General features: G+C 44.2%; 8 protein-coding genes. 5 read left to right on the top strand and 3 right to left on the bottom strand.

All coding sequences use genetic code 11. From position 1 onward, the window contains the following. Nucleotides 1-118: 118 nt before the first annotated feature. Nucleotides 119-4615 (bottom strand): hypothetical protein, encoded by a 4497-nt coding sequence (locus QT974_RS22530; protein ID WP_333470652.1) that lies wholly within the window; start codon nucleotides 4613-4615, stop codon nucleotides 119-121. A 162-nt stretch (nucleotides 4616-4777) separates the two neighbouring features. On the opposite strand from QT974_RS22530, the gene QT974_RS22525 reads away from it, so the two are divergent. Beyond that, nucleotides 4778-5167: a hypothetical protein gene (locus QT974_RS22525; RefSeq protein WP_333470651.1), complete on the top strand. Its 390-nt coding sequence runs from the start codon at nucleotides 4778-4780 to the stop codon at nucleotides 5165-5167. A 79-nt stretch (nucleotides 5168-5246) separates the two neighbouring features. On the opposite strand, the gene QT974_RS22520 is transcribed toward QT974_RS22525, so the two are convergent. Both QT974_RS22520 and QT974_RS22515 read right to left on the bottom strand, forming a co-directional pair. Then, the gene (locus QT974_RS22520; RefSeq protein ID WP_333470650.1) at nucleotides 5247-5687 is read right to left on the bottom strand and encodes a DUF7689 domain-containing protein; all 441 of its coding nucleotides are present in this window, start codon (nucleotides 5685-5687) and stop codon (nucleotides 5247-5249) included. Further along, nucleotides 5680-6168: a hypothetical protein gene (locus QT974_RS22515; RefSeq protein WP_333470649.1), complete on the bottom strand. Its 489-nt coding sequence runs from the start codon at nucleotides 6166-6168 to the stop codon at nucleotides 5680-5682. The genes QT974_RS22520 and QT974_RS22515 overlap by 8 nt, the downstream gene beginning before the upstream one ends. A gap of 172 nt (nucleotides 6169-6340) precedes the next feature. Here QT974_RS22515 and QT974_RS22510 point away from each other — a divergent pair, with 172 nt between their 5' ends. The 4 genes from QT974_RS22510 (at nucleotide 6341) to lpxD (ending at nucleotide 11196) form a co-directional block, all read left to right on the top strand. After that, a complete protein-coding gene (locus QT974_RS22510; RefSeq protein ID WP_333470648.1) occupies nucleotides 6341-7543 on the top strand; it encodes an SPFH domain-containing protein in 1203 nt (400 codons plus the stop codon). Nucleotides 7544-8189: 646 nt separating this feature from the next. Beyond that, nucleotides 8190-9308 carry a tetratricopeptide repeat protein gene (locus QT974_RS22505; protein WP_333470647.1) on the top strand — a complete coding sequence of 373 codons (1119 nt, stop codon included), beginning with the start codon at nucleotides 8190-8192 and terminating at the stop codon, nucleotides 9306-9308. 203 nt (nucleotides 9309-9511) lie between these two features. After that, a complete protein-coding gene (locus tag QT974_RS22500; RefSeq protein ID WP_333470646.1) occupies nucleotides 9512-9826 on the top strand; it encodes a YkvA family protein in 315 nt (104 codons plus the stop codon). Between the two features lie 329 nt (nucleotides 9827-10155). Beyond that, complete coding sequence (gene lpxD / locus QT974_RS22495; protein WP_333470645.1) at nucleotides 10156-11196, top strand: UDP-3-O-(3-hydroxymyristoyl)glucosamine N-acyltransferase; 1041 nt, start codon at nucleotides 10156-10158, stop codon at nucleotides 11194-11196. Nucleotides 11197-11281: the final 85 nt, after the last annotated feature.

The following is an 11281-nucleotide window of genomic DNA, read 5'->3' as shown; positions in this document are numbered from 1 at the left end:
GAATGCTGTTGAGTATATTCCTTTTTGGTCAGTTTTACTCTCGATCGCGCGATCGGCTACAATCAAACAAGACCGATTACCCTTCAGTTATATTGGTTGGTTGAGGTGCGATCGCAAACTACCGCTCCTTTCTATTCAACTCGCTCAAAACTTTTGCCACTGCTGATGCTTGCTCTGGATACAGCCGCGATAAATATCCACACATTTGATAAGCAGCGTCTAAGTAGTAGGCACAGGGAATTAACAAGCGTTTAAAATTTACTCGATCGCCTGTTTCAGCAAACAATAAGGCAATGTCAGGTAAGTGCTTGTTATGGTCTGTAATAATCGCCTCTACAGTCCTTACTGCCTCCTCACCTTTTCCTGCAATTGCTTGTATTTGAGCAATCCTCTTGAAGGCTTGCAGGCGCTTTTTTTTATCCTCAATTTTTTCTTTAGCTGCGAGGGCGATATCAAGAGTTGTAACTTGTTTTCCTTTTTTGAACTGCTCCCAAGCGATCGCCCAAAGTGCGCTTATTTTCTGCGCCCCATCTTCAATCTCGTTGATAATTTCAATAGCCTTGGGAAATTTCCCTACTTCTGCATATCCTATGGCTATTGTAGATAAATCTTGATCGCGTTCCCGTTGTTTTTGTGTTTTTGCAGCTTCAAGCAGAGCGGCAAAAGTGGCTAAGGCTGCTTCGGTTTCTCCTACAGTCGATCGTGCCACTGCTATAATAGTCAAAAGCTCAACCCTGTTTAGAAACTCAAAAATAGGATATTCACTTTTATAAAATTCATGAACCTCACTGATAGTGCTTTTAAATTTCTTTATTTGCTGTGAATCTTTTAATATCTGTAACTGTGCTAGACTTCTCAGTGCATCAGCTTGATAGAAATAGAATGGGTCAGGGATGGCTTTAATGGTTCTAATGGCTGCGTCAAACTCTCCTATCCTTGTCTGTGCTTGTGCTATTAATCCGAAACTTTGCGATCGTTGGTCTTCTCGGTTGTTACTAATATGTTGTGCAATTTCATAAGCGCGATCGCAAATATATTTTGCCTCTTCTATTTTTTCTGCTTCTACGAGTATTTGTACTATTCTTGCTAGTAAGTTTGTTTTTTCCGCTGGATTATGAATATTTTGTGCAATTTCGCAGGCAATACGGGCGGTAGTTGCTCCTACTTCTTTTTGAGCATTTTTTACCTGTACTTCTGCTACTATTGCTAGAGCTGACGCTCTCATAAATGAGATAGAAGCTTCAGGTTTTTTTTCAATTTTAAGGAAGGTAGCAAAAGTATTTCGTGCTGCTTCAAATTGTCCAGCTTGTGCCTGTATCTCTGCTATTACTTCTAGAGTTTTCGCGTGCATTGATGGAATATCTATTTCTGTAGCTATCTCCAACGCAGTAGTGAAATCTTCTGCTTTTGCGTATACCTCTGCCATTGCTGATAAAACTTCATTTTTCCACTCTTTACCGCGAACCTTGTCCTTGATTTTCAGCAGGGCGGGAAAATTTTTCACTTGGCCTTGTATCCTTACTATTCCCACCAAAGCCTGCGTTCTTTCTCGGTTACTCTCAATTTGTTCAGCAATTTCAAGTGCATCATCAGTAAATGGGCTTGCCTCAGCTTTGGCTATTGCAATTCCACACAAAGCCTGTGCCTTAAAAGGCTCCTCGATCCGGCTTGCAGTTTCAAAAGCATCAGGAAAATTTCTTGCCTCGGCTTGCGATGTTACAATTACCGACAAAGCCTCGGATTGATAATGCTTAATCTCAATTTCTTCAACAGTCTCTAGTGCAGTAGTAAATTCCCTCACTTTGGCTTGCTCTGTTGCTATTCTCATTAAGGCATATGGTCTGTCTGAACAGTCAATCTTTTTAGCCGTTTCACGGGCATCGGCAAACTCTCCTAGTTCAGCTTGCGCTATTACAATGTTTCGTAGAGTGTCAGCTTGTTTTTCTTCGTTTGCAATACCATTTGCTATTTCTAACTGTCTTGCAAAAATTGCTTTTATTTTGTCTTTATTTCCAGTTTTGAACCATACTTTAGCTATACTTATACTTAGAAAAAGTTTTTCAAGTTCTGGTCGATCGTTAATTTTTTGTAGAGTAGCGATCGCTTCTTCAACCATTCCCACCTCTGCCTGAACATTTGCTAGAGAAACAAACGCATTTACTTGATACAATGGGTTGTCTATCTTATTATCTGCTGTTTCAATAGCTTCAGTCAAAGTGGCTTGTGCTGATGCCCTGTCGCCAACTTCTATTTGGGCTTTGGCTATCTTCCCTATCAAGATTTCCCACCATGAGGTTAAAACAAATGTTTTTACAATCTCAAGAGTGTTGGTAAAGGTAGCAGAATATTCTATATCTCCTTTCTGCACCTGTGCTTTTGCTATATTTAACAGCACTGATACTTGCCATAATATTTGTGAGCTAACGCCCTGTACAGTTTTTAAGGCGGCAGCAAAGTTACCGCGATTACTGAGATTACCGCACAAAATACAGCGGTAACGATCATCGAAAAGCTTTTGCTCTAAAGTAGTACAGATATCCTCACTGACTTCAAAAACATGGGCAAGTAGGTAAGCAGCAGACTCGCTTTGCCACTCCTTAACCCCATTTGTTGGTAAACGAGGTAATTCCTGCTGCTGCAATCGCTTCAGTGTTTCCCGCGCTTCCTCAAATTTGCCTGTATCTTTCAATTCCCACGCCAGCAATAAATACCACAATATACGGTACTCAATTTCATACAAATCAGTCAGTCTCCAAGCTCGTTCTAAATAGCCTTTTCGCAAAGTATCTAGGGGTGAATCTTGCGCTGTTGTCTGCAACAGTTGCCGTGCGTGTAACAGCATAAATTCTGCCATTTCTCCTGCTTTGTCTTCCTCAGCAGCGGCTAACAACGCAGTCTTCACTGTCTTTAAAGGCAAATCAGGCTCATCGGGAAACTGTTCAATGGAGTGCGAGTAAAAGTCTGCGTTACGTGCGATCGCATACAATTCCTCCCAGTGCTTTACATCCCGCAAGTGTTCTGCATAATGCCGCAACGCATAAGGACTCTTGTATTCGTCCCACTGAGCGCAATATTTAATCAGTTCCTTCTGAAATTTTTTGGTATTCGCTTGGATTTCAGGGAGGACGGCAAATTGTTCGGCTAATGTCGAATGAGCGAAAGAGAATACGAGACAGTCCTCTAACTGACGAATTTTGAACCATCGACTTATCTGCCACGGCAGTCCGACTGGACTTTCTCCCATGAGTTCTACTAAATCGTCAGAAGATAGCTCTCCTTTGGCAATAGTCAGAAAATAGAATATCTTTCGCATATCTGGGCGAAAATGCCAATCTGCTAATTGACTTAAGGCTTGGTATTGCTGACGAATGTACTCAGGAAAACCCTTGGGTGTTGCTGCAAGTGTTTTGCGGATTGTACTTTCCTCACCCTGTTGTGCTACTTCTAACAACTCATCGATCAAGTATTTAAGAAAAAGTGGTATTCGTTCAGTACGATCGGACACCTGCGTCACAAAAGTTTCGTCCTGTGCCAGAGTTACTAACTCACCCTTACCAGTTTCTTGTAACCAGTTTGCGATCGCACAAGGGGGCAAACGATCGAGGTGTATCGGCTCAACATCATTTTCCCAACCAGACAAGTATTCTAGCTGCTCCCCTTCAGAGGCTCTCGCTGAGGCAATAACAAATACATTCTGAGGCAAAGGAGTATAAAAGGGTGGTAGGAAGGGACGATCGGCTTCATCTAAACCATCTAGGACAACAACTAAAGGTTTACCTTTCCAGTCTTTAACAAAGTTATGAAGAGCCTCCCGCAACTCGGTTTCATTATGGGACAACGGTTTACTCAATTCGCAGTAATTATAAAGTTGTTGCAGCAGATTGCGATAGGCATTAGGGACTGAACGGGTAATTTCATCACGCTGACTGAAAAAGTGATAAGCGATAAAATAATCGTTTCCCTGGCGTGATTTTACCCAGTTTGCTAACAGTGCTGTTTTACCAAAACCCGCCTTGGCGGTAATAATTTTCCATCTGTTCTCGGATTGAATTAAGAACTTATCTAGGAGTTCTAGCATCTTGTCGCGCCCAACAAATAGCTTGGTGTATTCCTCCACGAGTGCCAAGGTGCGATCGCTGACTTCCGAACCTCCAAAATATCGTATCTCAGTCTTAATATGATTTGTCTGTTCAGACTGTGGTGGATCTTCTTTAATCTCTTCCCAATTCAGTCCTAATACCTCACAGTAAGCCTTAAATGCTCTTGTTTTTATGGGGTTACTCAATAAAAAATCGTTAAAAGTTCCATAGGAAATTCCCTTGGCTTTTAATTCTCCTGATTCGATTTCTGATTCAATCTTTGTATAAGTAGTAGAGTTATAAACTGAAAAATTTTTATCGAGCCATGTTTTATTAAAAAGATCGCAGCTTTCAAGTTGTTGGCGATTTAATTTCGTCTCTTTCGTCCATTTTTTTTCACAAAGATATGACAATATGAGCGAGCGACTCGCTTCTTGAATAGCTTTACTATTCTCCCCTTTAGTCCATCCCTTATCGCTTAAGGCTCCGTCAATTTGTTTTTTTCCTTCTTCACAAGCTTTGAGTGTCGGAGCCATACACATAATTTATAAGATGTCAAGATCAATTTTAGATCATCTTCGGTTCGATCTAAATGCGATCGAGCCAAACCCTTGCTAACTCACGATTATGGAAGTGTGAGAAGCACAGTTGGCCAACGAACTTCTCCTTTGTTCAAAAAATCACAGAGGAGAAATAAAATGAAAACTTGCGAAATTACTGGCTACATCAAGCGGATTGAACAGCTATCAGGCAGTTTGTCAGGTATCCCAGAAGGACATTGGTGCGTCCTTTCCGAATCAAGTCACCAGCTCATTCATGTGCAATCGGTGCTTAAAATGCCTGTAGGTGAAACCGACTTGCTAGACGGCAGTGTGGGACGCCGTTGGTCGGAATATCGCAAAAACCAGCCTTGGGCTACCCATCCACCGGGAAATTGCAAGTACAAATTCCCAGATGGACGCGGCTGCGAACCTAAAACTTATCACTTTGACGAACTGGGAAAATATCGTGAATGGGAACAGACTATCTATATCCCGACAATCTTGCCTGATTACTTAAAGCGTAAGTACGGCATGATTAGGGGTTAGATTACCACAGGAGGGGCAGGCAAAGTTGTTTTGGTTAAATGCGATCGCCCTTATTTTCCGAAAGTGCGATCGCCATTCCCTAATTTACCGCACGTTTGAGAATTTGACCGACAACTCCGTATCTGTCGCCCGTCAATCCATCCAGTTCGTGTTCAATATCTTCCAACCAGCCAAGTTTACTTGTCCACTTACCATTAGGTAATTGTCTGGCTGCATGAGTTGGGATACAGCTAGAGTCAACATATATCGCTATTTTGTGATATCCAACTTCTAATCCGTCGCCATTACAAATTTCATATCCCAGCGTTTGATAAGCCTGAATATACGCTTCTATAGTCTCCTCTTGCGGCACACCGTCAGGCCAATAAAATTGCTCTCCCGGTATGGGTTGCCACCATCGCTCGTCTTCCCCAGCAGCCCCCGCAAAGCAGTTATATTCCTCTGACTTTAGGCTGGTAACTTGATAATCCGTGCGAGACAAATTCGGCCATTTAATTTCAAATTCAGGTCTTCTATACATTCTCTTCAATCGCGTAGCCTTGATTTTTACCCCACTCTATCCAAGCTGATGCCATCTGTTTGACTCTTCCTCTTTGTTCTGCTTTGATGGGATTTTCACCTGTAATTGCACTCAACGCCGCTAACCAGTAAAGGGGATTTTTTTTCAGTTCTGATAGCAGCAGTGGTATAATTTGATTTCCCATATTAATAATTTCCTGATATGCAGGATGCTGAGACATTCGGTTTGTCGAAGACATTCCAGCAACTTCACTTTGCCACTGCTCGGCAAGGGTATAAAATTTTTCAACTACCACTGAGTCTAATTCGGCATTTTTATTTAGGATATCTGTGGCAGTATGTGGAGAGGAAACTTCTGCCTCTGCAACCAACTTTTCCAAACCCATTAAGACTAACTCTTCTATTGATAGATTCAGATATGCAGCGACTTTTTGTAGTTTCAGCAGGCGCTCATCTGAAATGGCGATCGTGATGGTGTTCATCTCGCTTACAAACTAGGATGATTTCTTAAGTGTAGCAAATAAATTATAGTTGCTATAAAAATCAGATTTTGACCGATAACTTCGTAAAGTAAAGCATAGCAAATAAATTCCAGATGCAAACTAGATCCAGTACGTGCTGAATCGGGACTCGTGGAGGCGTAAAGTATAGAGGTTGCCCAACAGGCACACGGCGAGGTCGATCGACCGCCAGCAATTTGTTACCCTAAAAGTAGAATCGAACCTCCCTCAACTGCATCCCATGAACAACGCCTCTCCCCTGATTCAAACCGTCACACCAGAACGCTGGGCCGGGTTTAGCATGGACTTTATCGGGGCGGGTTGCACAGGTTTGTTGGTCAAAAACGGCCGCGCCGTGCGTACCCTGAAATCCGGGCGCCATTTCAGCTTCGCCCTTCCCCTGCTGGAACAGTGTCAAATTGTCCTCGTAGATACCAAACTTCGCAACTTGGACGTGCAGTCCCAGGGGGATTTCTTGTCTAAAGATAGATTTTTAATTGATGCGACTCTGACGGTTATTTATCAAGTTATAGATCCGAAACGGGTAGCTTTGGAATTGTCCGATCCGATCGCAGCTTTAGCAAGTGCAGTTAAAGATTGTATGGGATTAGCGATCGGGCAATTTTCCTTACAACAGCTTATCACCCAAGGCCGGCTGTTGCTGCGCCAAAATTTGCTCGATCGCGTCCAAGACTTTTATCCCCTCGGTTTTAACTTAGAAGACGTGCGAATTGGCGATGTCAGCTTCCCCGAAACCAACGGAGTGATTCGCCAAGTTGAGGGAATGAGTGCGCGACAGGAAGCAGAAAATTCGGCCGCCCTGCAAATGAGAATTGCAGAAGCCGGCCGCCCGATCGCACCTCAAGCTCCCGTCCAGCAGTTAAACTTAATTTCAGGTCATTCTCCGGCGAGTCTTCCAGCTTCTGAAACAGCAGCATCATTCGATCGCGATTTGCAACAACTGACAGAACAACTCGCTCAAAATAGTCTCCCACCTGCGAGAAATTCACCTTCACTTGCGCCGACGGTACTCGCCAGCAGCGATCGCAAAAATACTGCATATTTAATCTACAAGTTTTCTGGACAGGCGATCGGTTTAACGGCAAATCCTTTTACAATTGGACGAGAACCAACCAACAGTTTAGTGTTGCAAGATCCGCAAAGTTCCCGCTACCACGCCCAAATCCGCCGCGCTACTGATGAAGTTGGCAAACAGCGATATCAACTTGTCGATAGCGGTAGTTCCAACGGCACTTTTGTCGGAGGACAGAGGCTAGCTGCTAACGAGCCTTTTTGGTTGGCGAATGGTTGCGAAATTGCGATCGGCGACCAAAAATGGGTGTTTCAAGATGGGTGAAAAGTGTCCTTTTTTCGATTGAACTTAACGCTCTGTCCAAACTCGGACTACTGGTATTTTATAATACTTTAATTGTTTTATTGTACTTAGGCTGACTGTAGGGCGATCGGTGAGAATAGTGGCTGTGAAAATCGGATGCTGAAACCGATGCTGAGATTAGTGTCAGGCTGAAACCCTTTGAATACAAGGGTCAAAGGAAATAGGGGACAGGATGAACGTGTATTTTGACTGACTTTTAAGCATAAAAATGTCAGTAATTCGGGCGATCGGCCGCATCGCGGATTTCAAAAAAAGTAGGTGTTAATTTATACTAAAAAACTGTTCCTTATAGAACAGTTTTGTTTGTTCAAATAAGGCAGCTTCTAACACAAGATATTTTGAGTTTTGACGATAAAAACATCCGCAACTCCCACGATCGACCACATCCCCAAGTAAAAAAACTAGGTATTGTTTTATACCTAAAAAATGTTCTTGCACGAACATTTTAATTATTTAAAATATCAGTAGGGAATCAGACTAATTTAACATTGAGGGAGGCAAATAAATTGAACAGACAAATTGTGTGCAAGTCACGATCGAGTAAAAATACAAAATTTAGGCAAAGTCTGTAGTTGTCTGTATTTTAGAGAGCGAGAATTGGCAGATTATGGAAGAGATTAAAGCGCTATTCGAGCAAGGAGTCAAGTGGCTGCACGATCGGGATTTTGAGCAGGCGATCGCGCTTTTCGACCAAGTGCTGCAACTAGATCCCAAGTACACCGATGCTTGGAACTGTCGCGGCTTGGCCTTGGGACACCTGAAACAGTACCAAGAGTGCATCGAAAACTTCGATCGCGCGATCGACCTCCAACCATCCAACAGTCAGGCTTTGCTCAACAAAGGCATCGCTTTGGGAGAATGGGGAAAGCACGAAGAAGCTGCTGCCAATTTCGATCGAATGCTGTTCTACTACCCCCACAGCTACGAAGCCTGGGAAGGTAAAGCCAACTCCCTAGCATCGATCGAAAAGTATACAGAAGCACTCAACTGCTACGATCGCGCTCTGGAATTCAACCCAGATTACTACAAAGCCTTTGCCAACAGAGGCAATGTTCTGATCGAACTGGGCCGATTTAAAGCAGCAATGCGCAGCTACGATCAAGCCATCAGCATTCAGCCAGACGATCCAGATGTGTGGTTTAATCGCGGCTGCGCGTTCATGGCTTGGGACAAATCCGAGGAAGCTTTAGATAGTTTCGATCGCGCGATCGCCATCAACCCCAACCACGCCTCATCCTGGGTAAACCGGGGCAATATGCTAGCTAAATTGGGCAGAGAAAAAGAGTGTTTGGAGGCCACAGAAAGAGCTGTAGAAATCAATCCCAACTGCACCCACGCTTGGAACAACCGCGCCCTAGCACTGCGCCGTTTGGGACGAGTCAAAGAGGCGATCGCATCCTACGACAAATCCCTGGTTTGCGACTCCAAAAACTACGAAGCGTGGGACAATCGGGGCTATGCTTTGACTAAATTGGGGAAATACAAAGAAGCTCACAAAAGCATCGATATGTCCCTGGAAGTCAAGCCAGATCGCGCCAACAGCATTTACAACAAAGGCTATTGCTATGCTTGCGAAGGTAAAACAACTTTAGCCGTAGATTGCATCGCCAAGGCGATCGAACTCAACCGGGCTAAATATCTCAGCTTAGCTCAAACAGATCCGGACTTGAAGCTTTTGCACAAAAACAAGCGCTTTCAAAAGTTGGTAGGAAAAACCTTTTGTTAGTCAGTAGTCAGTAGTCAGTAGTCAGTAGTCAACAGTCAACAGTCAACAGCCAACAGTTAACAGCCAACAGCTTGACAAATCGCCCGTACCCAATTCCCAATATTCCCAAGTAGAATTCTCTTCCCAACCTTAGGGGGGATATCTCCACAAGCATTTCGAGGGACAATTTGTCAAGATAGAAAATATAACGAGAGGACAACCCCATGAACTTTTCAATACAATCTGTTTATAACTGGTACCGCGAGACGCTCCGCAACCCCAAGTACCGCTGGTGGATTATTCTAGGAACGTTGGCATATTTGGTAAGCCCGATCGACATTGCGCCAGATTTTCTCCCAGTAGTAGGACAAATTGACGATGTGGCGATCGCAGTATTGCTGATTTCGGAAGTATCCCAAATGGCGATCGACTATTTTAAATCCCGCCAAACAGAGACAGCATCAGCATCCGAACCAACCGAAACATATGCAGAAGGTACAGCCCGCACCGTAGATGTAGAAGCATCCTCAGTGCAATAGTTGCCAAAAATCATTGAATTCAATACCGTACAGCTTTTCGAGAGTTAGTGGGAGCAGAAGACGATCTGCTCCCTTTTGCATGGGCGCTGGTAAACTCATGCGTGGGCGATCGAACAGGTTCGATCGTTCGGACTTGGGTTCTTTCCAGGTTCTTCGTTTCCAGGTTCGATCGTTCGGACTTGGGTCCTTTCCAGGTTCGATCGTTCGGACGGAGAGTCCTCATAAGTTTTAGGCAATAAAGACAGAGGACTAAAGTCCGGACGATCGAACAATCGAACATGATATGATTTTGAGCTTGAGGAATCGGTGTTAACAGCAAATTTTCATTTATGCAGTTTAGCGACATAGTAGAGAAACTGACTTTAGCCAACAGCCACAGCCTAAAAGCCTCCAGCGCGGACGATCGAGAAATTACAGGCCCCGCCCCAGTCGATGAAGCCGCATCAGGTACAATCAGCTACATAGAAGGAGCTAAATTTGCCGCTCATGCAGCCACCACAAACGCTTCAGCCTTAATTTTACCCTTAGACGAAAGCCTGCAAGCTCAATGCAGCGATCGCAACATCGCTTGGATTTCCGCAGCAGATCCGCGATTGCTATTTGCTCAAACCATCCGCCTTTTTTACCAACCGTTTCGCCCAGCATCCGAAATTCATCCCTCCGCGACAGTTCACCCCGAAGCCGAAATCGGTGAAAATGTCAGTATCGGCCCCCACAGCGTGATTCAAGCAAAAGTCAAAATCGGCAATCACGTTTGCATTCATCCAAATGTCGTAATTTACCCAGATGCGGTAATTGGCGAAAATACAGTTTTACACGCTAACTGTGTGATTCACGAACGTACTCGGATCGGGGCGAATTGCGTCATTCACAGTGGCGCGGCGATCGGGAGCGAAGGTTTTGGGTTCGTGCCGACAGCCACAGGATGGGTGAAAATGGAGCAGTCTGGATGTACTGTATTGGAAGAGGGCGTTGAGGTCGGCTGCAATAGCGCGATCGACAGGCCAGCGGTCGGAGAAACCCGCATCGGCGAGAATACCAAAATCGACAATTTAGTACACGTAGGTCACGGCTGTCAAATTGGGAAAAATTGCGCTTTTGCCGCCCATGTCGGCTTAGCGGGCGGAGTCATAATTGGCAATAATGTAATTTTGGCAGGTCAAGTAGGAATAGCCAATCAAGCTAAAATTGGTAACGGGGCGATCGCCACAGCCAAAGCCGGAATTCACAGCGATGTGCCCGCAGGTGCGATCGTGACTGGGGTTCCAGCAATTCCCCACAAACTATTTCTCAAAGCCGCTGCTGTGTACAACCGCTTACCCGAAATGTACCAGTCTCTCAGACAAATTCAACGCCGGCTCGATCGGTAGTCATTAGTCATTAGTCATTAGTCATTAGTTATTAGACTTGAATTGCATAAGTCTTTGATTGATACAGAAACCGCAGATGTCAGAC

The sequence above is a fragment of the Microcoleus sp. BM001215392 genome (assembly GCF_036700185.1).
Lineage (GTDB): Bacteria > Cyanobacteriota > Cyanobacteriia > Cyanobacteriales > Microcoleaceae > Microcoleus.
The sequence above is the reverse complement of the archived record's forward strand: the minus strand, read 5'-3'. Positions and strand labels throughout refer to the sequence as shown.